At 49.7% G+C, this 22,476-nt stretch carries 21 protein-coding genes and 1 tRNA gene; 8 read left to right on the top strand and 14 right to left on the bottom strand.

Annotated features, from left to right (window positions below; all coding sequences use genetic code 11):
* Positions 1-134: 134 nt before the first annotated feature.
* The 7 genes from H6750_17700 to H6750_17670 form a co-directional block, all read right to left on the bottom strand.
* A complete protein-coding gene (locus tag H6750_17700) occupies positions 135-353 on the bottom strand; it encodes a DUF2283 domain-containing protein (protein ID MCB9776142.1) in 219 nt (72 codons plus the stop codon).
* Positions 354-846: 493 nt separating this feature from the next.
* A complete protein-coding gene (locus tag H6750_17695; protein ID MCB9776141.1) occupies positions 847-1,047 on the bottom strand; it encodes a hypothetical protein in 201 nt (66 codons plus the stop codon).
* Positions 1,048-1,907: 860 nt separating this feature from the next.
* Positions 1,908-3,266 (bottom strand): sigma-54-dependent Fis family transcriptional regulator, encoded by a 1,359-nt coding sequence (locus tag H6750_17690; protein ID MCB9776140.1) that lies wholly within the window; start codon positions 3,264-3,266, stop codon positions 1,908-1,910.
* A complete protein-coding gene (locus H6750_17685; GenBank protein ID MCB9776139.1) occupies positions 3,259-4,869 on the bottom strand; it encodes a HAMP domain-containing protein in 1,611 nt (536 codons plus the stop codon). Before H6750_17685 ends, H6750_17690 begins: the two co-directional genes overlap by 8 nt.
* Positions 4,870-5,462: 593 nt before the next feature.
* Entirely contained in the window at positions 5,463-6,209 is a 747-nt protein-coding gene (locus tag H6750_17680) for a gamma-glutamyl-gamma-aminobutyrate hydrolase family protein (protein MCB9776138.1), read from the bottom strand.
* Positions 6,202-7,320: a hypothetical protein gene (locus H6750_17675; protein ID MCB9776137.1), complete on the bottom strand. Its 1,119-nt coding sequence runs from the start codon at positions 7,318-7,320 to the stop codon at positions 6,202-6,204. Before H6750_17675 ends, H6750_17680 begins: the two co-directional genes overlap by 8 nt.
* Positions 7,321-8,017: 697 nt before the next feature.
* Complete coding sequence (locus tag H6750_17670; protein ID MCB9776136.1) at positions 8,018-8,251, bottom strand: YtxH domain-containing protein; 234 nt, start codon at positions 8,249-8,251, stop codon at positions 8,018-8,020.
* A gap of 395 nt (positions 8,252-8,646) precedes the next feature.
* Here H6750_17670 and H6750_17665 point away from each other — a divergent pair, with 395 nt between their 5' ends.
* From H6750_17665 to H6750_17645, 5 genes are all read left to right on the top strand, one after another.
* A complete protein-coding gene (locus tag H6750_17665; protein MCB9776135.1) occupies positions 8,647-9,453 on the top strand; it encodes an ATP-binding cassette domain-containing protein in 807 nt (268 codons plus the stop codon).
* 148 nt (positions 9,454-9,601) lie between these two features.
* Positions 9,602-10,690, top strand: a complete 1,089-nt coding sequence (locus H6750_17660) for a hypothetical protein (GenBank protein ID MCB9776134.1) — start codon at positions 9,602-9,604, stop codon at positions 10,688-10,690.
* A 32-nt stretch (positions 10,691-10,722) separates the two neighbouring features.
* Positions 10,723-11,622 carry a methylenetetrahydrofolate reductase [NAD(P)H] gene (gene metF / locus H6750_17655; protein ID MCB9776133.1) on the top strand — a complete coding sequence of 300 codons (900 nt, stop codon included), beginning with the start codon at positions 10,723-10,725 and terminating at the stop codon, positions 11,620-11,622.
* 210 nt (positions 11,623-11,832) lie between these two features.
* Positions 11,833-12,489 carry a bifunctional precorrin-2 dehydrogenase/sirohydrochlorin ferrochelatase gene (locus H6750_17650; GenBank protein MCB9776132.1) on the top strand — a complete coding sequence of 219 codons (657 nt, stop codon included), beginning with the start codon at positions 11,833-11,835 and terminating at the stop codon, positions 12,487-12,489.
* Positions 12,489-12,800, top strand: a complete 312-nt coding sequence (locus tag H6750_17645; GenBank protein ID MCB9776131.1) for an MTH1187 family thiamine-binding protein — start codon at positions 12,489-12,491, stop codon at positions 12,798-12,800. The genes H6750_17650 and H6750_17645 overlap by 1 nt, the downstream gene beginning before the upstream one ends.
* Before the next feature lie 61 nt (positions 12,801-12,861).
* Here H6750_17645 and alr read toward each other — a convergent pair whose 3' ends face one another.
* The 5 genes from alr to rpsB form a co-directional block, all read right to left on the bottom strand.
* The gene (gene alr, locus H6750_17640; GenBank protein MCB9776130.1) at positions 12,862-14,088 is read right to left on the bottom strand and encodes an alanine racemase; all 1,227 of its coding nucleotides are present in this window, start codon (positions 14,086-14,088) and stop codon (positions 12,862-12,864) included.
* A 9-nt stretch (positions 14,089-14,097) separates the two neighbouring features.
* The gene (gene frr / locus H6750_17635; protein MCB9776129.1) at positions 14,098-14,655 is read right to left on the bottom strand and encodes a ribosome recycling factor; all 558 of its coding nucleotides are present in this window, start codon (positions 14,653-14,655) and stop codon (positions 14,098-14,100) included.
* A 14-nt stretch (positions 14,656-14,669) separates the two neighbouring features.
* Positions 14,670-15,398: a UMP kinase gene (locus H6750_17630; protein ID MCB9776128.1), complete on the bottom strand. Its 729-nt coding sequence runs from the start codon at positions 15,396-15,398 to the stop codon at positions 14,670-14,672.
* On the bottom strand, positions 15,398-15,994 hold the full coding sequence (gene tsf / locus H6750_17625; GenBank protein ID MCB9776127.1) for a translation elongation factor Ts: 597 nt from the start codon (positions 15,992-15,994) through the stop codon (positions 15,398-15,400). Before tsf ends, H6750_17630 begins: the two co-directional genes overlap by 1 nt.
* 61 nt (positions 15,995-16,055) lie before the next feature.
* Positions 16,056-16,838, bottom strand: coding sequence for a 30S ribosomal protein S2 (gene rpsB, locus H6750_17620; protein ID MCB9776126.1), 783 nt, complete (start codon positions 16,836-16,838; stop codon positions 16,056-16,058).
* Positions 16,839-17,251: 413 nt separating this feature from the next.
* Here rpsB and H6750_17615 point away from each other — a divergent pair, with 413 nt between their 5' ends.
* Positions 17,252-18,607 carry a glutamate-5-semialdehyde dehydrogenase gene (locus H6750_17615; protein MCB9776125.1) on the top strand — a complete coding sequence of 452 codons (1,356 nt, stop codon included), beginning with the start codon at positions 17,252-17,254 and terminating at the stop codon, positions 18,605-18,607.
* Between the two features lie 168 nt (positions 18,608-18,775).
* Positions 18,776-20,269 carry a methyltransferase domain-containing protein gene (locus H6750_17610; protein ID MCB9776124.1) on the top strand — a complete coding sequence of 498 codons (1,494 nt, stop codon included), beginning with the start codon at positions 18,776-18,778 and terminating at the stop codon, positions 20,267-20,269.
* 33 nt (positions 20,270-20,302) lie between these two features.
* Here the strand turns inward: H6750_17610 and H6750_17605 are convergent, their stop codons facing one another.
* Positions 20,303-20,572: a hypothetical protein gene (locus H6750_17605; GenBank protein ID MCB9776123.1), complete on the bottom strand. Its 270-nt coding sequence runs from the start codon at positions 20,570-20,572 to the stop codon at positions 20,303-20,305.
* A gap of 609 nt (positions 20,573-21,181) precedes the next feature.
* Between H6750_17605 and H6750_17600 the strand changes: the two genes are divergently transcribed.
* Positions 21,182-22,147, top strand: coding sequence for a hypothetical protein (locus H6750_17600; GenBank protein MCB9776122.1), 966 nt, complete (start codon positions 21,182-21,184; stop codon positions 22,145-22,147).
* A gap of 80 nt (positions 22,148-22,227) precedes the next feature.
* On the opposite strand, the gene H6750_17595 is transcribed toward H6750_17600, so the two are convergent.
* Positions 22,228-22,303 (bottom strand) — tRNA-Met (locus tag H6750_17595).
* Positions 22,304-22,476 lie beyond the last annotated feature (173 nt).

The following is a 22,476-nucleotide window of genomic DNA, read 5'->3' as shown; positions in this document are numbered from 1 at the left end:
TTGAGACGGATGGCGCAAATGATCGGGCTGCGCGATAAGGTGAGAGGGGAAATGGAGGTTTTTGGACAACCGTTTTAATGAAGAGAAGGCGGAGAAGGGTGCATGGCGTTGGAACGTCTTACGCTCCGGGTTGCTTAAGGCCCGGTCTGAACCACGGTTTCGACGGCCAGTGCTTTCTGTGAGTTGGAAGGTGTGTAATGGAGTTTTTCAAATCCGATCACGTGACCGGCTTTATCCTTCATGAGAATGACTTCTTCATTCGTTTCTTCGCAGACATGCTCTCGGGCAGGATCATCTAACCATACCGTTAAGGTATGGCCCACTGTGTCATGAATTACTTTGATCTTGTCCATATTGGTTCTCCTGCCTTTATTATGTCGGTTGGATAGGCGGTAATCAAGAATCCTGTCCCATTTTCCTTTCTGACAACTGCGCAAAGCCATCGTGCCTGAGATTCACCATAGAACAATATGACGTGTGGGTCTTTTTTACTTCGACGAATTTCAGTGGGTTCCTTGAGTACTTGCTGAATTTCATCTTCCCTTCCAAGTAATACTGGGTGCTTTTCTGAAACGATAAACGACCAATAGTCTTGTGTACATCGGATTGTGAAGCCAAGGGGAGATTCCACCTGAAAAAGCCAATCCTTCATTTCATTCCTTGAAAGATATATTTATGCATCGGCTTGGGATTAGCCAGCCTGATATCTGAGTCTTGGCTTTTAGCCGATTTTTGGCCATTCATAGCTCCTGTCGACTCTGGTGCGGTGGGGACCAGGTTGGGGCCCTTTTTTGAGGGACTTAGGTCATTTAGTAGGGGAAGGGCATGAGTACAAGGTTATTGGCGCTACACGTCATTCCACACCTCATCCTCGGAATTGTCCCATACATGTTTCATGGCCGGAGTTTGAGCGAGCTTGAGTTCTTCAGCTAGTCGATCTTTGAGCCCATGTTTCAACTCAATGTACCCGATGAAATCTAAGACTTCCTTCGCCAAAGGTTCTGGAAGCTTTTGAATTTCTCGCATGATTTGTTCTGCCGTTGACATGGCGTGACCCTCTTTTTTTGTTCTAAGGGATTCCTTAGAAGAATGTACCCAACCTATTGCTTAAAGTACAGATTTTGTAGAGCCGGGGGTCGGCACGGCAGCCGAGGTTCTTTTGTTTCGGCAAAAGGACCCAAAACCATTGACGCCCCGTCTGGGCGCATGGGAGAGGAGGGACGCGAACTTTTTGAAGAGCGGACCAACTCGCCAGGCTCAAACAGGGTCCGCTGCTGAAAAGAGCGTCCCTCCTTGGGGCCAGCCGGCAGGCGTCGGATCAAAAGAACCTTGCAGAGACCCATATGAAAAAGCGAGGACTGTAGGAATGTGGACTGGGGAAGATAGATGCCGGGGGTCGGCCCGGCAGCCGAGCCACTTTTGTTTCGGCAAAAGTTGCCAAAACCATTGACGCCCCGTCTGGGCACATGGAAGAGGAGGGACGCTAACACTTTGAAGAGCGGATCAACTCGCCAGGCTCAGACAGGGTCCGCTAGATGCGAAGAGCGTCCCTCCTTGGGAACAGCCGGCAGGCGTCGGGCCAAGATTAATGCGTATCGAGGTAAAACCATGGAGCGTGAGCCCACTCGCAAGGTTCAGGATTTCAAATACAGAGAATATGAATTTTGCTGGTTCATTGTTCACGTGGCTGGGCACAGATCCTTCGCTGCGCTCAGGATGATGACCACGAGGGGAGAGGGATGGGCGAGGACGGATGGTGAGGATGACGGAGGAATTAGGATGAAGAGTCTGTGGCCATGGTGGAGGAGTCCTATGATTTTGCTAGATCCTTCGATTCTCTCAGGATGACAACTTGGGAGGGGGATGGGCGAGGGCTGATGGAGATGGCGGGAATGCCGGAATGGGTTTTAGCGGAGGCCGTATTCTTTGAGTTTGCGTTGGAGGGTTTTCCGGTGGATGCCCAGGAGTTCCGAGGTGCGGTTTTCGTCGCCTTGCTGGGCATCGAGGACTTTGAGGATGTGTTCCCGTTCGAGCTGTCCGAGTGTTTTCCAGTCCGGGTGGGATGGCGATTGGTCGGGTAGCGCGGGAGGCGCGACGAGCGCTAACGGGAGGTCGTGAGACATGATAAGGGAATGTGGAGTCATGACCACGGCTCGTTCGATGGTATGTTCGAGTTCACGCACATTTCCCGGCCACGAATAGTTGGTGAGCAGGGCTAACGCCTGCGGGTGCACGCCGGTGATGACCTTGTTGTTGAGCTGGGTATATTTGGTGAGGAAGTAGTCGATGAGTGTGGGAATGTCTTCGACCCGTTCTCTCAGCGATGGCAGATGCAGCGTGACGACGTTGAGCCGATAGTACAGGTCTTCCCTGAACTTCCCGGATTCTACCAGTTTTTTGAGGTGTTTGTTGGTGGCGGCAATGATGCGGACATCGACTTTGATCGATTCCATGCCGCCCACACGGCGAATTTCATGCTCTTGCAGGACCCGGAGAAGTTTGCTCTGCAGGTTCGGGGAGATATCGCCGATTTCATCCAGAAAACAGGTGCCTCGATTGGCCGATTCCAGGAGTCCCTTCTTGAGCGTGATGGCTCCCGTGAAGGCTCCTCGTTCGTGACCGAATAATTCACTTTCCAGCAGATTTTCTGTGAGGGTGCCGCAATCCACGGCGATAAACGGCCCGTCGCTTCGGAGACTGTTGGCATGGATGGCCCTGGCAATGAGTTCCTTTCCTGTTCCCGTTTCACCATGGATGAGGACGGTGGATTCCGTCGGGGCGACGCGGGCGATAAGTTTGTAGACGGCCACCATCGGCGGACTGTTGCCTTGTATCTGATTGATGCCATTGCCTTTTGGCAGAAGCGGCTGGATCGATACGCGTGCCTGCTCCAGGGTATGTTTATGGTCACAGGCCCGTCGGACGACGGAACGAATTTCTTCCAATGCGAACGGCTTGGAGAGGTAATCGAAGGCCCCGGCTTTGATCCCTTCTACTGCGGTCGACAACGACCCATAGGCGGTGAGGAGAATGACCTGGGTGAGGGGGCTGCGTTTCCGAGTTTCAGCCAGGAGGGCCAGCCCGTCCATGTGTGGCATTTGAATATCCGACAACACCACATCCGGTGTTTGATCGACGAAGGTCTGTAAGGCGGCTTGACCGCTCGTCGCGGTGTAGACCTGATAGCCTTCTTTTTCCATGATTTCCCGAAGCAGGATCAGTGTGTCCGGTTCATCATCGACGATGAGGATGGTGGCTTTATGCATGATCCAAGTTCCTCCAGGCCGGCAGCCGAATGAGAAAACGGGTGCCATGGCCCTCTTCGCTGTGCACGGTGATGTGGCCCTTGTGCAATTGAATAATTTCGGTGGTGATGGCTAACCCCAGGCCCGTTCCCGATCCCACGCTTTTGGTGGTAAAGAAGGGGTCAAAGATTTTTTCTATGTGTTCCCGCGGAATCCCTGGCCCTGAATCGTGAATATCAATGATGACCTCCGGTCCCGCTTGAGGGGTATCTTCGGCGTTTCGGGCCTGAATGGTCAATTGTCCGCCGTCCGGCATGGCATCGATGGCATTATCGATGAGGTTGTTGATGGCCTCCTGAAGATGAAAGGCATCTCCCTGGACCGGCCACAGATCGGGTGCAAAGTGGGTCAGGCCTTGAATGCCGTGCTCTTGGAGAAGCGGGCGAAATAATAGCAACGACTGGTCGATCAGGGTCGGAACCGAGACCTGTTCGACGGAGATGGTGGGTGTTCGCGTAAAGGTGAGTAAATCCTGGATGCTGTGGGTGAGACGATCGGTTTGTTTGAGCATGGTTCGCACCCGCTCCAGGACTTCCTGGGGAAGATGCGGATCTTCCTGGAGCAGTTGCAGGTGTCCGAAAATGGCCGTTAAGGGTGTGCCGATCTTGTGGGCGATGGTGGCGACCAGTTGGCCCAAGACCGCCAACCGTTGTTGCCGGAGAATGTCACGTTGCGCAATGGAGAGTCGCTCGTTGACGGCGGCCAGTTCTTCATTCCGTTGCCGGAGTTCTGCTGTCGCATCCTCCACTCTGGTCTGTAGGGCATCCCGGGCCTGAGCTAACGCCTGATTCAATGAGGCATTTTCCCTCATGACCTCTTGGATCTGTTGTGCCATGGAATTGAACTGGTGGGCTAAATCGCCTATTTCGTCTGTTTTTTCTATCGAGACCAGGGTGGCCCATTGGCCCTTTTCGACTTCAGCCAGCCCGGCTTTTAGGCGTCCAAGTGGACGGATCACATGCCGGTAGAGAAAGAAGTTTAACGCCGCCACGATGCCGAATCCCATGATCAGGCTGATGATGAGCGACCAATTGAGAAAGAATCGGGTGATGGTGGTGAGTTGTCCCGTCCAATATTCGGCGTAGATGACCCCGGTGGTTTTTCCCTGTATGGCAAGAGGCGTGGAGAGTTTGAGCCGATCGTCACCGGGTTGATTGTGAAAGCGGCCTTGGGGTTCTTCGAATTGGAAGGTGTGGGTGACCATCAACGGGATTTCACTTGAAGCGTCCTTGGTATCTCCCACTTGCGTCAGCAATATAGGCGGTTCATCGGGTTTGGCGCCTTTCCCATACACACGGAGGAAGATGAGGTCCGGGTTCCGGCTCATCAAATCTTTTAAATATTTCTCCCGCAATATCGCATTGTGAAAATGCTTTTCTGATTGAAAGCGCGCGCCGATTTGCCGCAGAAGGACAAGAGATTTGGAGTGAATGACATCTTTGGCCAATTCCGCCACATAATATTGATGCAAGAGTTCGGTAACCAGAATGGCCCCGCCCACAATGAGGATGATGATGAGGGAGGCCTTGGCTTGGAGTTTCCAGGGATGTTGCCAGGACATCATTGGGTGAAATTTCAACGGATTATGATCATCTTGTGGTAAGAATTCCAGGAATGCTACAGCCCGCATACCGGATGGAGGATTGGGGAATGCGTTTGTAACATGTCTCTATCCTGAATAAGCTTTTTCATCCTGAGAGAACCGAAGGATCTCGCCCAGATGTGCCTCTTCAATCTTGGCACAGATTCTTCGCCTCCGGCTCAGAATGACCATATGGTGCGGGCTTGCCGGTTCACCGTGCCAATGTCTCATGCAGGGTCTGTTGAAAAAAGCCGCCAGCGGCGTTCTCGTCATTTTCCCGTGCTCACGTACTCAGCGTACGCTCTGCGCGTAAAAACGGCTGCGGCCATGCTGGACGGACCCTTCGGGCAGACTCAGGGCATGCTTTTTTGAACCGACCCGGAGCCTTTGATGAGTCATCTAATCCTGGGCAATTTTGCCCTTGAACATCCTTATTATTCAACACTCCCATGCCGGATGAGTGCCTTTCAGATTGCCGCATGGCACAGCCTGCCACTCTTCCCCGTTTCATTTTCTGATTCCTTGCCCGTATGGATTACGATGTTTGGGTTGGACAATTGGACGAGTGAAAGGCCTTACGAGTTTCTTCTTCGCTGGTAGTGTTGGCAGGATCGGACGAAGGCCCGCAAGAGCCGTTGTGTGGTTTGGCTGCGAAGTTGTCGTTCCGGATGCCACTGAATGGTAAAAATCTGAGGGTATTTGGGATGTTCCATCGCCTCAATGAGTCCGTCGCTGGCGATGGCGGCAGGAATGAAATCCGGGGCCAGAGTCCGGACGCCCTGATGATGTTGTGTGGCCACTATCTTGCGACCCTTTCCGAGAATTTTTGCTAATCGAGTGCCCTGAATGACTCGGACCGGATGCAGCCCGTTTTTCTTGCCTTCATGATCCACATTGTAGCCCTTCTTGGGGGGATGAATATGTTGATGAAGAGTTCCGCCTTCCAGGACATTGATCAGCTGCATGCCATAGCAGATTCCTAAAATGGGCAACCGCCGAGTTTTCCCGGCCTTGTATAACCAGGCTTCAAATTTGGACCGGTTTTGAAACGCCACTTTTGTGCGTTTTTTGGGACGTTCTCCATACCAGGTGGGATCCAAATCGTCTCCTCCGACAATAACCAACCCGTCGATGCCCTCTAGATAGCGATTGCGAAGGGTTTCCCTGTGGTTAATCGGGAGCAATACGGGGTGTCCGCCCGCTTCGGTGACGGCGGCCGCATAGCGGTGATCACATAACAAGTCGTAGTTGGCGAAGTCCTTGCGTTTAGACACGGCTTCACAGGTGATCCCGATTAACGGAGCGGGATAGCGTTTACTCATCGATGGATGCTCGTTTCCGGCCCAGCCAGACCCGTTCGGTGCTGGGAAAGGGCACTTCGAGTTCTGCTGCAAAATCCTGCAAGGTATTCCCACTGAGCAAATGACCCAATCCTGAGCGATAGCGTTTGGCGAACCGGCGTTGCCAGGTTTGCGGGTGCTCGCGAATGGCCAGAGCCACCGCATCATGAATGAGGCGGGCTCCGTTATACCGGCGTTTGAGCAGGCGCAGGACCTCATAAATTTCTTCAGGAATATCCATGGCATCGAATTCCTCACGGTGCTCCCACAAGAACTGGTCTAAATAGTCCGGGGCCGGCATCCATTCACGTTTCCAGGGAAGCCTGGCTTTCATCCCTTTAGTGGCGGCTTCTGTGCGGGCGAGGAGGTAATCGGCATGGCTCATTCGATTGGCGGCGGCTTCTCCCCTTAGCCATCGCAGACAGACTGCTTTCACCAGACATAAATTAGCCACGACAAATTCCGGAATGTTGGAATCAAAGACCCGAATTTCCAGAGTGGGAGGTTTGGTTTTCCGGCCTTTGCTATAGACCAGTTCTCTGGTATCGACCGATGTGAGATCGCCTCGTTTCGTAGGCGTGAAGTAGGTGGCATTGCCTCGAAGAAACCGGTTAGAGGCTTTTCCTGTGACTTTTTTGTCCCATATGGGAGAATTGGCTCCGGTCGCGATGAGTAACGGGAGTTGGTCATGGAGATGCCAGCTGAGCGCGGTGGCTTCTTGTTTGGTGAGTTTACGATTGGCGACAGAGATGTGGAGGTGGGTGCCGGCAAACCGGTTCGTCCAGCCTCCCACAAATAAGGGCACACGATAGTCCTGTTCGTCCTCTCGACTGCGATACAGGCCTCGTAGATATTTCCGCAAACCGGCCTTGAGTAAAAACAAGCTTTCCCGGATGGTTGTGAATGGGCGGCTGTTATATTCGCTGCCGATGGAGGCATCACGGGTAAATCGTTCGCCGGACTCAGAAAGACCCGGCCGGGGTTTTGACAGGCGCCTGCCGATCTTGTGATCGGTGACATTGATACTGTAGGCCTCAATTTCGACGCCGATGACGATTCGTTGATGAAAGGGAGTGTGTGTTAGGCCTGCCATGGCAAGATCGTATGTCCTTATCTGTTGTGGTGGTCCAAGAACTGGACCGGTGTTGTGCCTGGTGTCTTATCGGATTCGTGCCATCTTCCCCCGGCGAAACTATCCGTCAGAGAGGGGGATTTTCTTGAGAATGTGAAGGAGGTGTGTTTGGTCAATGTACAGCAGACCACTGCAGAGAATCCCGCTCAAAATTTCGGGAATAACTTGTATTGTGGAAACACGTTCAATAGATACCGGAATATTGGAAGGTTAATGGGACAGACAACAGAAACTGATTGTATCCCTCTGGGCAGGAAGTGTCTAGAAGGTATCAGTTGTTCCTCGATTTTTTCAGGTTGTTCCGGGGGTCCAAGGCTCCAGGGTTTGAAGCAGGCTTGGGAGTATGTGGATAACCAGGGATAGCCTTATTCCGGCCAAGGGCAAGCACCTGCTCCATTAGCGAGGTCGTCTCCAAATATTTGTCTCCCTGACCCCGTGGGAAGATTCTGCGACAAGTTTGGATAGGCCACACCTGACTCAAAGCCTCCGATGAACTTGGGCCGAGCCCCTTCGATTATGCTCAGCGCAGGCTTTTCGAACGGTTCTGTATGATTAGGTCGTTCAGAATCTCATCGCCCGCCACGGCGTGTTCTTCGCTTCGTTCAGGGCTACACGCTTTGCCTCCTGTCTGACCGCTCGAGTACAAAACGTGCCCGAATTAGGCGCCCATGACGGCCGCTTTTCCTCGTTTGACAAAATCGTCAACGGTTTCTTTGGTACTATCTAGCCAGTCTTCGGCTTGCTCTAATGTATCGGAGGCAAGATCATGCAGATCTTCTCTGGTTCGTTTCCCGGATTGCGGAGCCCACAGGAGCCCGGCTGCGATTCCCAATGTGATTCCGGACACAAAGGCCATAGTCCCGATTGCGCATCCTGAAGACATCCATTTCATTGCGACCTCCCTGGGTTTTAACGTCTGTTGAAAATGGTGAAGGCTGCCGTCTTGTTTGGTTTACCTTCTCTTTCTCAATCTTTTAAGAAGCAACTGATGTGCCAGTAATGGTTGTGTCGATTCATTATAAACGATGGTCTGATTGTGAGCATTATGTGAATTTCCAGTTTGGTTCTGTATTCAAGATGGAACAATTTGTCTTTGTGTGAGACGGTTTGTTTTGGTAAAGGATAGACTTGCCGGGTTTTGGGGTAAGAGGATATGCCGGGATATGCACCGCTCTCGCTTGAGGTCTATGGACTCTACCAATTCCGGAAAACGTTAATTGTTGGATACGGCCTGTGGGCCCTAGTGCATTGTTCATGAGCGAGGAGAGTTAGTGGATGTCAGATGACATGTTGAATTCGGAAAGTTCCCCCTTCATTCAAATCCACCATGCGACCGTATTTCGCGGAGCTCAGCCTGTTCTCCATGATCTTTCTTTGGTGATTAACCAGGGGTGTTCGACCGTTATCCTGGGTCCCAATGGGTCAGGGAAATCGACATTTATGAAGCTGTTATCGAGGGAACTGTATCCCGTCGTTGGGCCGGATCAATATGTCCGGCTGATGGGTAAGGAGCACTGGAATGTGTGGGACCTACGCGCACAGATCGGATTAATTTCAGCGGAAATGCAACAGGTCTATCCCTGTCATACGACCGGGCTGGATATTGTTATTTCCGGGTTTTTCTCCAGCTTGGATGTGTATGACCATCAAACCATCAGTCTGCAACATCGAACCAAAAGCTTTGAGATGATGCGCATGCTCGGGATTGCCCATCTTCGAGATCGCGCCTTCGGGGAAATGTCGAGCGGAGAACAACGGCGAGCCTTGCTAGGACGGGCTTTGGTTCACGAGCCTCAGATTCTTGTCTTAGATGAGCCAACCACCGGGCTGGATGTGCAGGCTTGTTTTCAATATCTTCAAATCATTCGGAATTTTATACGTCAAGGAGGCACGGTGATATTGGTGACGCACCATGTCCATGAAATTCCTCCGGAGATTGAGCGGGTCGTGTTGTTGAAGCAGGGCCGGATCATAAAAGATGGTCCTAAGGGTGACGTTTTGAATGATCTCAGCTTGTCCGTCCTTTTTGAGACTCCGGTTCATCTTCTTCATGATCAGGGATGGTTTCAGATTGTTCCGGCCTTCCCCGGGTAAAATCGGGTCATGAAGACTGTTTAACGGGTTGGGGATGACATTGCCCTCCGGGACGTGTTCTATTCCCTACAGTCTTTTTGTTCATCCGGCATGGCCTGGGTAGAAGTTTTCCATTTTTTCAATCATGTATTAAGGAAAGAGAACGGATATGGTTGACGGGTTTCTCCTCTTTACGGTCTTGGATGTATGGCGAATGGTGTTGCCGTTAGGGTTGACGCTTCTGTTCCTGATGACGGACCTGCTGTGTCGATGGCAGAGCGATCCCCCACATAAAGGTCTTCGCGACCTTCTCAGCCCGCTGGTTTTTCGCTTAACGGTTGGTTTCTTGGTGTTGTCCGGGATTGTCGGTCTTCTTGTGCCCGCCATCCTTGGTTTTCCGCTGCCTGAATCTCATATTGCCGTGGGACCGTGGAGCTATGAAGAAATACTGGGTTTTGTGTTAGGGGGAATCTGTCTTTGGAAAAGCCGGCCGCAGAAATATCCTGGAGGACATTCAGGACTTGTCTGGCTGGTTTGTGCAGGTATGCTATTTGGGGTAGCAGGTGTCGTATGGGTTGGGCGATGGGATGCGATGGCTCATGAGGGGTACGTGGGCGGTGGGTGGTTTCTCCTTGGATTGTCGCCTGTGGATTGGACTCGTGTCATTCCGAAAAGCCTGCACCTCCTTTTTGCCAGCTTGGCGGCAGGGGGGTTGGTGGTGACGTTGCTTGGTTTGCTCGGATGGTCCGGTACGTCGAACCAATCCTCTTCAACCGTTCCATCCCGCTTCAATCCTTCTGATGACCGTGTTCGTTACGGGGTCGGATGGATGTTAACGGGGCTGGTTCCGCAAGTGCTTATCGGACCCTGGTTGTTTCTCGTCTTAGGTGAGGGACCGAGGGGAGGGCTGATTGATGGGGCGGGTTGGCCCTCTGTGTTCTTCTTTGTGGGGGTAACGACTGCGTTACTGGCCATGGTCTTGTTGAATGCGTCATTTATGGTTCCCCAGGTCAAAGGTCTTGTTTGGGGAGGTCTCATTTGTACGGTGATCACGCTCGTGCTGATGGGGATGATCCGGTATGTGATGTTTCTAGGTACCCTTCAGGCACAAGGGATTCCCATTGCGATTGGAAATTTGACCTTGTTTCATCTTCTGACTGTTCTGGTTCTAACAGGTCTTGTTGGCGCGATTCTCGTTCGTTGGTGTGTATGGCCCATTGCTGTTGTTCCAACAGGGCCGAACCGTGCTGGAGACTAGACAAATCTTGATGAGCAATTTAAGGTATGGACATGCATATTTCAGAAGTGTTGCGGACGTATAATCCTGCGATTAGTTTTGAGTTTTTCCCTCCAAAAACGGAACGGGGGTTTCAAGAACTGTTTGAAGCGATTTCGGCCCTCATGCCGCTAAAGCCTGCTTATGTCAGTGTGACTTATGGTGCCGGCGGATCTACCCGTGAACGCACGCATGATTTAGTGGTCAAGCTCCAGCGGGAAACCGATTTGACCATTGTGTCGCATTTAACCTGCGTGGGGTCCAGGCGTGATGAAATTCATCATATTCTCTCGAAATATCAGGAGAGCGGCATTCATAACATTATGGCGTTGAGGGGAGATCCTCCCAAGGGAAGCACGGATGTCCAGATTCCCGAAGACGGCTTTCAGTTTGCCTCTGACCTTGTACGGTTTATTAAGCAGCAGTTTCCTGAGATGGGCGTGGGCGTGGCAGGATTTCCCGAGGGACATCCCGGTACGCCCAACCGCTTACAGGAAATGGACAATTTGAAGCGAAAAGTCGATGCGGGTGCTGATTATATCTGCACCCAATTATTTTTTGATAATCGGGACTTTTTCGATTTTTGTGAACGTTGCGAAGTTGTGGGCATTAAAGTCCCCATTATTGCCGGCATTATGCCGATAGTTTCCCGGAAGGGCATGGCCCGCATGTCCGAGTTGGCGCTTGGCGCCCGTATTCCCGCCAAACTCCTACGGGCTATGGATCGAGCGGAGAATGATACTTATGCGGAAGGGGTTGGCATTCATTGGGCGACCGAACAGGTGGTGGATCTTGTGGATCATAAAGTGAAAGGAATTCATTTTTATACCTTGAATAAGTCAAAAGCGACCTTGAAAATCTATGAGTCTCTCGGTATTCAAAGTTCGGAAAGTTTGCAGCAACCGGTTGAATAAGTCCTGCCTCCGTAATCCGGTATTTTCCTCCATTCATCAATGACGGGTATTCCGCTTCTCAGCTTTCGTGGCCTGGTTCACTGTTTTCCTCCTCCTGTGTTTTGTGGTGGCAGTGAGCTATTTGGGGTTGGCCAGTGGTTTGGGGATTTTACTCTTTCCCCTTGTGGGGTATGTTGGGTAAGATATCCCGGGTTCTAAAGGAGGATACTCATGACGAAGAATGCAGGGTTTCAAGTAACAGTTGATTTGGATGGCCGCCAGTGTATGGTGATTGGTGGTGATGAGGAAGCTGTGGAGAAGGTGCATCGCCTACTGGATGCCGGAGCAAAAATTACCGTGGTTAATCCCACCCTTCATGTTGATTTGCGGAAGTTGACCGCTTCAGGAAAAATTATCCACCGGGGACGGACATTTCGATCGGGGGATACCCAAGGTGTTGTGCTGATTATGAATGTGTTGAAGAATGATTTGGACTTAGCCAAGTCCTTGTTTGAGCTGGCGAAAACCGAACGCTTTCTGGTGTGGTCGATGGATTTGCCTGAATACTCCACGATCATGATGCCTGCCCTGGTCAAACGCGGGAATCTTCGAATAGCGATTAGTACGAGTGGGACTGCTCCGGCTCTGGCGAAGGTGCTTCGGCACAATCTTGAATTGTTGTTTGATGAAGAATTTGACCAGTTTCTGGATTGGCTAGGAGCCCTGCGCGAAGAACTGAAAAACACGGAAATGAGCGATCTGCGACGGCGGGAACGCTTGGCGGAAGCGGTCAACGGCTTTCAATTGTCCGGGGAGTTGCAGTATCCCAATAGTTGGAAATTGTCGGGTGAAGAACAGGTGGAACCCGTTGGAAAGGAAGGTGGGTAATGGTGCTGTTAGAATTTAGCATGTCACCTCTTGGTAAGGGTGAAAGTGTCGGAAAATATGTGTCCCGGTCACTAGATCTGATTGATAAAAGCGGGGTGGAGTACCGACTCAATCCCATGGGAACGGTGTTGGAAGGTGAGTGGGATGACGTCTTTCGTGTCGTGAAGCAATGCTATACCAGGATGAAAAAGGATTGTCCTCGAATTTCTTGTGTGATTAAGGTTGATTACCGGCGTGGCCACAAAGGCCGGTTGGCCGGCAAGGTTGCCAGCGTGGAGAAACATTTGAAGCGTAAGCTAAAAACGGCATGATCCAAGTACGTTTTGAACGAAGCGGGATGCCGTGTTGTGAAGGCACCGTTGGGTTAAGGAGTTATTCCGATATTTTTTGGGCCGACCGGGTTAGGGGCTGTCCAGGAGAGGAGTCAACTGTAGGGGAAATGTAGACCCGGTTCGCTTTTCCTCCGATTCCGCACAACACTTCATAGGGAATCGTGTTCAACCATCCGGCATGATCCTCAGCTGTTATTTCCCGTGTTCCCTGTTTTCCCAGTAACACGACCTCGTCTCCAACCGTTGGATGGGGAATGTCCGTGACATCCACCATCATCATATCCATGCAAATTTTTCCAATGATGGGAGCCTGTTCTCCTTTGAGGAGGACATGGCCGACTCCCGTGAGGTGTCTGGGAAATCCGTGAGTATAACCTACCGGTAGCACAGCAATTTGAGATGGCCTCCGTGTGCGAAATAGGGCATTATATCCCACAATTTCCCCAGGCTGTAGAGACCGGATATGGGCCACGTATGTGGTGGCTTGCATCACCGGTTCAAGAGAAAGGGATTGTGGAGAACTCTCCTGCCGTGGTGCGTATCCATATAACATTAATCCAGGCCTGACCATTCCCAAGTGGGCGGTTGGATGAAACAGGATTCCTGCGCTATTGGCCATATGAAGTATAGGTGGTTGGACTCCCAATTGCTTCGCTTGGTCGATAAAGGCCAAGAATTTTTTGATTTGAACATTCGTTAAGGTGGGATCCTGATTGTCGGCGTCAGCAAAATGGCTTAAGAGTCCCTCTATTTCAACAAAGGGGGGCGAGAGGGATAGCAGCCTGGTTAGGAGGGAGAGGGCTTCAACATCCTCCAAGCCGAGTCGGTGTAATCCGGTGTCGACTTTGAGATGGATGGGAAATGGGGTGGCGCGAGGAAAAAGTAACTCGATAAGTTGTTGAACGATTTCTGCACGAGAAATTACCGGAGTAAGCTGATGGCGAATAATTTCGCTTAGATGTTGGGGAAGGATGGGCCCCATGACCAGGATGGGGCAGTGTATATGATGTTTTCGAAGGGTTATCCCTTCCATGACTGATGCCACACCAAATCCAAAAATTCCCAGGTGTTCCAGGGTCTGGGCCACAGGAACCGCCCCATGACCATAGGCATCAGCTTTAATGACTGGAAGAATTTTTGTAGACGGAACGATCCTTTGCCGGATTTGTTGGAAATTCCTGGTCAGGGCATCAAGCCTGATAGAAACGGTAATCGGAGACGAAACGTGTCGGAGGTCGGAAGGTGAAGGTGGGGTGATCGGTATCACAAATATTCCTCAAATCGCGAGTATTTCCTCCTCCTTTTTCTTGGTGAGGTCATCGACGCTCTGTATAAATTTATCTGTGAGCTTTTGGATTTCAGCCTCCAGCCGGTGCTGGTTATCTTCGGTCAGTGAGCCTTCTTTGTGAAGATGTTTGAGTTCGTCATTGCCTTCCCGCCGAAATCCACGAATCTGTACCTTGGTCTCTTCCCCATATTTTTTGCTGAGTTTGACCAAATCTTTCCGTCGTTCTTCACTTAGTGGGGGAATGGGAAGCCGGATGAGTTTGCCATCATTGGATGGAGTCAAACCAAGTTCTGAGCTGATGATGGCCCGTTCAATTTCTCTGATTTGGGAGGTATCCCATGGCTGAATGGTGATCAGTCGGCTCTCAGGAATCGCGAGGTTGGCGACTTGCTTGAGAGGAGTGGGCGTCCCGTAATAATCAACGGTGATATGGTCGAGTAATCCCAAGGAAGCGCGACCGGTTCTAAGGGACATGAATTCTCTCTTGAGGTGCTCTATGGCTCCCTCCATTCGCTGTGTGGTTTTAAGAATGGTTGGATCGTTCATGATCATTCCCCACGTTAAGTGACAAGCGCATTTTTGGAAACAATCGTACCGACAGGTTCGCCTTCAAGGATTTTTCTGATATTTCCTGATGAGGTCAGATCGAACACAATGATAGGCAAATCGTTATCCATACAGAGTGTAATGGCTGTGGCGTCCATGACTTTCAAGCTTTTATTGAGCACCGATAAAAATGGTAACTCCGTGAAGCGTTTGGCTGAGGGTGTCGTCATTGGGTCCGCGTCGTAGATGCCATCAACCTTAGTGCCTTTCATGATAACATCTGCACCAATTTCCATGGCTCGGAGCGCGGCAGCGGTGTCGGTGGTAAAGTAGGGATTCCCGGTGCCGGCGGCAAAAATCACCACCCGCTTTTTTTCCAAATGCCGAATAGCTCGACGACGAATGTAACTTTCGGCTAATTGCCGCATTTCAATTGCGGATAAGACACGGGTAGGGATGTCTTTGCTCTCCAAAGCATTTTGTAAAGCTAGGGCATTCAACAAGGTGGCCAGCATGCCCATGTAATCGGCCGAGGCTCTTTCCATGCCAGATGCGCTGGCAGCAAGACCTCTGAAAATGTTCCCACCTCCAATCACAATGGCGATTTCGACATTCAGGGTCAGAACGTCGGCAATTTCGCTTGCGAGATTATGTAAAATGGAAGGTTGGATGCCGTAAGTTTGCTCTCCGGCGAGCATTTCTCCACTAATTTTCAAGAGGACCCGGCGATATTTGAGGGGCATTAGTCCTGGCCGAGTTGGTAGCGCGTAAAGCGACTGATCGTGAGGTTCTCTCCTAACTTCGCGATTTTCTGCGAAAGGAGATCTTGAATGCTGATGCTGGGATCCTTAATAAAGGCTTGTTCCAAGAGGCACTGCTCTTGATAATATTTTTCGAGTTTCCCCTTGATAATTTTTTCCCAGGTCCCCTCGGGTTTTCCCGACTCTTTCATCTGTGCGAGATAAATATTCCTTTCCCGTTCGATCGAGTCCACCGGAATGTCTTCACGTTTAATATACATAGGATGGGAGGCAGCGATTTGTAAGGCTACTTCCTTAACGAACGCTTGAAATTCTTCATTGCGTGCGACAAAGTCCGTTTCGCAATTGACCTCAATCAGGACTCCAATCTTTGATCCTGAATGAATATACGAGGAAATTATACCCTCTTTGGTTTCTCGGCCCGCTTTCTTTTGTGCAGCGGCCAACCCTTTTTGACGTAACAGATCGATGGCTTTTTCGACATCATTTCCTGTGTCTTGAAGGGCTTTTTGGCAATCAAGGATTCCTGCCCCTGTTTTGCCTCGCAACTCCTTCACCAAGGCACTCAAACTAGACATGTGCATGCTCTCCTGCTGACAGTAATATTCATTTCAATGTAAATAGATGAACCCGGGATCCTTAAACAGGTTGGGTATTCTTGTTTGGCACAACCGATGGATGACCTTGTTCGGTGTTGTCGGGAAGAAACCCCTCGCCATTTGCCACTGACTCCTGGCGCTTCCGGCGAATTTCCGCACCTTCTATGCAGGCATCGGCAATTTGTCCGGTAAATAATTTGAGGGATCGAATGGCATCGTCATTGCCGGGTATAGGAAAGTCCACGCCTTCAGGGTCACAGTTGGTGTCTACTAAAGCAATAACCGGGATGCCAAGACGATTAGCTTCCTTGACCGTAATGTGCTGGATCCTGGTGTCCAATATGTAAATGCATCCGGGAATATCGTTCATTCCTTTTATGCCGCTTAAATATTTTTCCAGTTTGGCTTGCTCTTTTTTCATGCGAACGATCTCTTTCTTTTTGAGTCGTTCGTATGTGCCATCGGTTTCCGCGGCTTCGAGTTTTTTTAGTTGGTTGATGCTACGACGGAGTGTCTGGAAATTTGTTAACATGCCACCCAACCATCGCTGGTTTACAAAAAACATTCCACAACGATTGGCTTCTTCCTCCACAATACCCATGGCTTGCCGCTTGGTCCCCACAAATAAGACGGATTCTCCGGCAGCCACTGTATCCCGGGTAAATTCGTAGGCTTTTTGAAAGCATTGGAGAGAAATTTGGAGATCAATAATATAAATACCGTTCTTTTCCCCAAAGATATAGCGTTTCATCTTCGGGTTCCAGCGATTTGTTTGATGCCCGAAGTGAACTCCAGCTTCTAATAACGATTTAATCGTGACCATAACGGACCTTCCCACCCCCTTTCAGAGATATACGGATTAACACAAAACCGTGGATTTTTTAAAGAAACACAAAACAGTAATTTGGCTCAAATGGGACCGGCAGGAGACAATAGATATGGATTGTCTTATCAGGCAGGCTGTTCCATGTGAAGAGACATTCATGCAATTAAGTGATGTTCAATATTTTTCCACTAAACCGATCGAGGTTAACATAGGTGAAAATTATAATTCAACCCCGACCACCTTTTATGGGTACGCGAGGCACGCTTAGCTTGGAAGAGGGATCATAGAATAAGCTGAAGGTATTTTGATGAAAATCTTTTTTGAATCAATGCTGTTTTTGACTCTGTGAGCTTTCATGGCTATAGTCAGTTCGGCATTCAGAAAATTTTTATGATGAAGGAGTGCGAAGGATGGTTGAAGTACCTCTGAAATTATATGTGCAAGCGCTTCTAAAAGCAGCGAAGGTGGCTGGTCGCCCAACGGCGTGCCTGTCTTCCTGTGTGAAAAATCAGGTATTACAGGCGATGGCCGAGAGTTTAATCGATCATACTCAGGAAATTTTAGAGGCCAATGCAAAAGATCTGGCTGGCATTTCTAAGGAAACCGATCAACAGGCCCATCGTGAGGCGTCAGAACGGATTCGAATTTCAGAAGATACCATTCGCCACATGCACAAGGGGTTGTTAGATTTGCAAGCTCTTCCTGATCCAGTCGGAGAGGCGAGTCATGCCTGGCTGACTCCAGATGGAATGCAGGTTCATACGGTCCGTTCCCCCTTGGGTGTTGTGGCAGTGGTGTCGGATATGGGGCCCTTGGTGACCGCTGAATCATTAGGGATGTGCATGAAGACCAATAATGTCTGTATCTTTCGGGGAGGAACCGAGTGGTTTCATACTAATAGTGCGATTGTTCACCATCTCCAATCAGCAGCGGTGGCCAACGGTGCTCCTAAAGGTGGGCTGACATTTCTTGACAGGAGTTCTCCGGAGGCGGCCCTGGAAATGGTGCGATATCCTCAATATGTTCAAGCTGTGATTGCACGAGGGAGTGCTGGTTTGCGAAATGGGATCTTGGAACATTCGAGAGTTCCCGTCATTGGATTTGAGGGAGGCCTGTGTCATGTTTATGTTGATCAGGATGTCGATATCCCTTTAGCTCAAACCATTGCGGTGAATGCCAAGCTGCAAGCGCCAGCTGCCGCGAATGCTATGGATACTCTTCTGGTTCATCAGGGGGTTTCCCGGCATTTATTGCCTGGGTTAACACGAAGACTTCTTCAGGAGTATCGGGTGAGCTTGCGTGGCTGTCCTAAAACGGTTTCCATGATGGGTATTTTGGAAATGACCGGGCATTTAGGGATTAAAGCGGCGGAGGAAGCGGATTGGGGGAGAAAATATCAATCCTTAACTCTGAATATTAAAGTGGTGAAAGATAGTCAAGAAGCTATCGATCATATTGGGACCTATGCCCCAGGGCATACCGATACTATTGTCACTCGGGATTATCAGTTAGCCATGCGCTTTGTTCGGGAAGTCGATTCGAGTGCCGTTATGGTGAATGCTTCGACCCGTCTTCATGGCGGACCCCAGTTTGGACTTGGTCCGGATATCGGGAGTAATAGCACTCGTATGCATGGGCGAGGTCCTCTTATTCTCTCAAAGCTCACGATTGAAAAATATATGGTATTAGGAACCGGACAACTTCAACAGCCACATCCAGTTCCTCAGACCTACCAGGATGCGATGATGTTATCTGCCAAGTTCTAGATTTTGAGATGAAGAATGCATGGCCAGTCTCTTTGTGTCGGCTGTGCATATACCCAGGTCTCGGTTACCCTCTCCCGTTATTGGTCTTTCTTCTATCCCTGTGCTTTTCTTGTTTTCCAACATTTACTGTATTCATTTTTCAGAGGAATTATCTCAATCTGATTAATTATGGGATATAAAAGGGAAGAAACTTCTGATTACCATGCGGAGCTTTTCCCGTATTTGCTGTCATGGGGATTGCGAGAATTTTATGAAGAGACGTCATACTATGACTGGCAACGAAAGACTCTTTCCAAAGAGGAATTGTGCGATTTTCAACGATTAATCGAGAATCGATACGGTGGCGAAGACGTAAAAGGCGACATTGATTTTTATGATGAATTGGCGCGTCGAGATCTTATTCCTGTTCTGTATTCTCAACGGTACCATTATTTTTTGACGATTGGAACCGCTGTATGTGCCAGGATTGCTCCGGCCAACCAGGTATTGGACTTCGGTTGTGGGGTTGGCATTCTGACACTGTTTTTTGCTCAACAGCATCCTGGGATTCAATTTGTAGGAATCGATCGGTCGTCTCGTTCGATAGAAATGGCTTGTTTCGAAGCAGAAAAGCGACGAATCAGGAATGTTCGCTTCGAAGTCTCTCAGGTGCCACCACAGCAGATTTTGGGAACCTACGATCTGATTCTGTCAACGCATGCGTTGTTCCAGGCGGAATGGGAGCCAGGGCTACCAAGCCAGACCTGGAAAACGTTTCAGCGTGCCTGGGACTTTCAACGACAGGAACAGCTGGAAGTTCTGACGGGGATAAAGGGACGTTTGGATGCCTTGTTGCGGACTTTAGGGCCAATGGGACGGATGATCCTTTTTGAAAAAACATGGAATCTTGGTCGACGGATTTTGTTTCAACGAGCGTTAGATGCCAGAGGCCTGTTTCCCATATCCTCGCCGGTTTTCTGCCGATATCGGTCAGTTGATGAAGAGGTGCTTGATGGACCTCTGTATGAAGTTGCCCGACTCTCATATGGCGTGGAGCCTTTTGAGTGGAATGAGGAACCGTATCGGGCGCCGGGCGAAACACTCTATCGTTGTATTGGAATTGCCGCCGAGCGAATGAGGCAGGTGCTGGTTAAGGATAAATTGAGTACCACCATTACCGGTGTTCATTCCAATATGGGATCCTGGAGGTTTCGTTTCGGACTATGGAAGGAGATCGTTGCTTGGGGTTTGTGTGAATTTTCTTCTGGTTTGACAGGATTGGTCATTGGGGGTGAGGCAGATCGGGATTTACTGTACCAATTAGTTGCAACTGTTTCAGACATAACCGAACCTGATTTTCAACACTTGGTTCATGACTTTTGGGGAAACATGATTGACGCACCTGAGGATCCATTGTTGCCATGTTATGAAAATCACCATGCCTCTGCTCAAATCATCTACGAGGGGCTTCCCTCCAAATGCATTCAACAGGAGACGACGTGCCAGGATGGTGGGGGAAGAGAAATGCATATCGAGTTAGGGACTACAATCCATTTGACCTATCTGTATTGCGCCAATACATTCGATCAACGCCAGCTCGTTCTTATGGATGAAGGACGGGCTCAGGTTCTATATGATTATTATCGAGAGTCCATCCAGCGCCCACACGGTCTACCTGCCTGAGTTCCTTCCACCTTTGTCGTGAGTTAGGTTCATTTATTGCGTTTCCATAACCTGTAGTGTGCGACGTTGTGTTTTGGCATAGCAGGCGACTGCTTCATATGTCTCCTGCTGAACGTCAGGGGGGAGGGATGTCCAATCAGGGGGGAGGCCAATAGTGAGTATGTGCCCATTATCCCTTATGCCCTTAATCCTACCTATGTATAGATAATCCAGGAGAACTTCTCCATTGGCTTCTCCCGAACAGGCTTGAGCCATGGAAGTGGTGCCGGGATTTCGATCCCCATACTCAATCGAGATGGTCATTGACCAAAAAAAAAGACTTGACAAGAAAATAAGGACAAATCGCATATGACTAGATCTCGATACTGCGAAGATTCTGTCCGACCTACCCTTACCGGTAAATACCTCAAAGGTAGGACCTGGAGTTAACGGGATGCCACGGCGGCAGGGTCTTGGGAAGGAGATTGGGCTGGAATTAATTATCAAAGCAAAGAGCCTGTATCAAAGTGGGTGGGAACTCATTTTCTTAAGATGCCTTGGGAAATTTCCGACAATGAAAGCGAGGCTATGAAATGCACCCGGTAAGGGATTTGTATTTCATGGCACGATCCGTTCTCGTTATAGCCGACATGATTGGAGACACGTTAAAGAGAGAGTGGCTTATTCAAGGTGAAGAAGGAATGTCCAGGGGAGTGTTGAATAATAATAATTTCCAAGGGCATATTGACCGACAGGCACATTGCATATTAGAGGCCTTGGAGCTGTTCAAAAAAGTTGTCCAGCAAGGCCGCAGTCATTTTTGCGCGCAGAGCGTACTTCCAGTACGTGAGCACGGAAAAATGGGGAGAACGCCGCTGGCGGCTTTTTTCAACAGCCCCTCCAGGTATCCTGAGGAAAGGACGTCTTACATAGATGGCTAGTGGAAGCTTCCTGTTTTGGGTATTGCTCGCAACCTGTCTGATGCATTGGTTGACGGTCTTTTTGCTTCTTCGTCGAATACGTTCGACTGAAAACCCCATGGTGTGGAACCTTTTGGGGGCGGCAGTTGGGCTCCTGGCCATTCAAAAAACCTATGGGGTATCTATTCAATTTCTTGAAATCCTTACGCCTCCTTTGAATTTTGTGAGTACATGGCTTGGTTTTATTATCGCGGGATTATTATTAGGCGGAATCATACGTTTGTCTCCATTCCTCTATCTTCTTCAACGCAACAAGGAATTATTAGCCGTCATTGAAGAACGAAATGTAATTATTCTACATTTTCATGAACGAATAGCCCGCGCCTTACATAAAATTCAAATGTCTATGGAAGTGGGGCGTCCCACCACCTTCATTATTGAGCAAGTGGCGGAAATGTCAGAAATGCTCCAGGTGTTTTTGGAGAATCTCAAGGCAGGTGTCTTGCTGGGAAACAAATTTGAGGTGGCACTTAAGACCCTTATTGAGGATTTGAGTCGAGAAGCCTCATTCCCGATATTGGTTTATGTTGATCCTTCTTGTGAGGATCATCTGTCACGGGAGCAGGGAACGCAACTGTTACATATTGTACGAGAAGCCGTTCGGAATAGCGTACAATATTCGCATGCCAAAAGAGGACAAGTGTCTGCAAAGGTGACACATACAAGCGCGGTTATTGAGGTGTCAGATAATGGAAAGGGCTTTGAAGTTGATCTTGTCGGGGCTCAGGGCCATGGATTGGGAAATATGGTTAACCGGGCAAAAAAGATTGGGGCTCGTCTGAAAATCCACAGTCAACCTTCTAAGGGGACTTCGGTGCTCATTGAGGTGCCATTGAATGAAGCCTCGTTCGATAGAAAACATTCCGCTTCAATCGTGGATGCCTCATTGAATGCAGACAAAAACATTCATGTCGGATGACGTTTGTGTCGATGCTTCCGAAGAGGGAGAACCTTCTGGCGTCTTCTGGGATCCGGGCAGCAAAGGGGGAAGAAGGAGCTTGGTGGCGGTGGAGGGATTTGAACCCCCGGCCCGCGGCTTATGAGTCCGCTGCTCTACCACCTGAGCTACACCGCCGTATTTCACCCTGAACGAAAAGATCTATACCATAGCTGGAGAACTTGGGACAATTCTTTTTCAGAAAATGATCAAGTTTTAGGTGGATTTTTTAGCTCTAGCGTCCTGGATTCAATGAGAGCCGCCTTATTTGATCCTTGTAGGTCCTAGGGATCGTGGAGATACTTCTAAAA

The sequence above is a fragment of the Nitrospiraceae bacterium genome (assembly GCA_020632595.1).
Classification (GTDB): domain Bacteria; phylum Nitrospirota; class Nitrospiria; order Nitrospirales; family UBA8639; genus Nitrospira_E.
This window is presented reverse-complemented; position numbering and strand designations above follow the sequence as displayed.

Excerpts from the sequence above, each read along its gene's own strand:
- H6750_17700 (MCB9776142.1), bottom strand. The coding sequence starts at position 353 with ATGGACAAGATCAAAGTAATTCATGACACAGTGGGCCATACCTTAACG.
- H6750_17695 (MCB9776141.1), bottom strand. The coding sequence starts at position 1,047 with ATGTCAACGGCAGAACAAATCATGCGAGAAATTCAAAAGCTTCCAGAA.
- H6750_17690 (MCB9776140.1), bottom strand. The coding sequence starts at position 3,266 with ATGCATAAAGCCACCATCCTCATCGTCGATGATGAACCGGACACACTG.
- H6750_17685 (MCB9776139.1), bottom strand. The coding sequence starts at position 4,869 with ATGATGTCCTGGCAACATCCCTGGAAACTCCAAGCCAAGGCCTCCCTC.
- H6750_17680 (MCB9776138.1), bottom strand. The coding sequence starts at position 6,209 with ATGAGTAAACGCTATCCCGCTCCGTTAATCGGGATCACCTGTGAAGCC.
- H6750_17675 (MCB9776137.1), bottom strand. The coding sequence starts at position 7,320 with ATGGCAGGCCTAACACACACTCCCTTTCATCAACGAATCGTCATCGGC.
- H6750_17670 (MCB9776136.1), bottom strand. The coding sequence starts at position 8,251 with ATGAAATGGATGTCTTCAGGATGCGCAATCGGGACTATGGCCTTTGTG.
- H6750_17665 (MCB9776135.1), top strand. The coding sequence starts at position 8,647 with ATGTTGAATTCGGAAAGTTCCCCCTTCATTCAAATCCACCATGCGACC.
- H6750_17660 (MCB9776134.1), top strand. The coding sequence starts at position 9,602 with ATGGTTGACGGGTTTCTCCTCTTTACGGTCTTGGATGTATGGCGAATG.
- metF (MCB9776133.1), top strand. The coding sequence starts at position 10,723 with ATGCATATTTCAGAAGTGTTGCGGACGTATAATCCTGCGATTAGTTTT.
- H6750_17650 (MCB9776132.1), top strand. The coding sequence starts at position 11,833 with ATGACGAAGAATGCAGGGTTTCAAGTAACAGTTGATTTGGATGGCCGC.
- H6750_17645 (MCB9776131.1), top strand. The coding sequence starts at position 12,489 with ATGGTGCTGTTAGAATTTAGCATGTCACCTCTTGGTAAGGGTGAAAGT.
- frr (MCB9776129.1), bottom strand. The coding sequence starts at position 14,655 with ATGAACGATCCAACCATTCTTAAAACCACACAGCGAATGGAGGGAGCC.
- H6750_17630 (MCB9776128.1), bottom strand. The coding sequence starts at position 15,398 with ATGCCCCTCAAATATCGCCGGGTCCTCTTGAAAATTAGTGGAGAAATG.
- tsf (MCB9776127.1), bottom strand. The coding sequence starts at position 15,994 with ATGTCTAGTTTGAGTGCCTTGGTGAAGGAGTTGCGAGGCAAAACAGGG.
- rpsB (MCB9776126.1), bottom strand. The coding sequence starts at position 16,838 with ATGGTCACGATTAAATCGTTATTAGAAGCTGGAGTTCACTTCGGGCAT.
- H6750_17615 (MCB9776125.1), top strand. The coding sequence starts at position 17,252 with ATGGTTGAAGTACCTCTGAAATTATATGTGCAAGCGCTTCTAAAAGCA.
- H6750_17610 (MCB9776124.1), top strand. The coding sequence starts at position 18,776 with ATGGGATATAAAAGGGAAGAAACTTCTGATTACCATGCGGAGCTTTTC.
- H6750_17605 (MCB9776123.1), bottom strand. The coding sequence starts at position 20,572 with ATGACCATCTCGATTGAGTATGGGGATCGAAATCCCGGCACCACTTCC.
- H6750_17600 (MCB9776122.1), top strand. The coding sequence starts at position 21,182 with ATGGCTAGTGGAAGCTTCCTGTTTTGGGTATTGCTCGCAACCTGTCTG.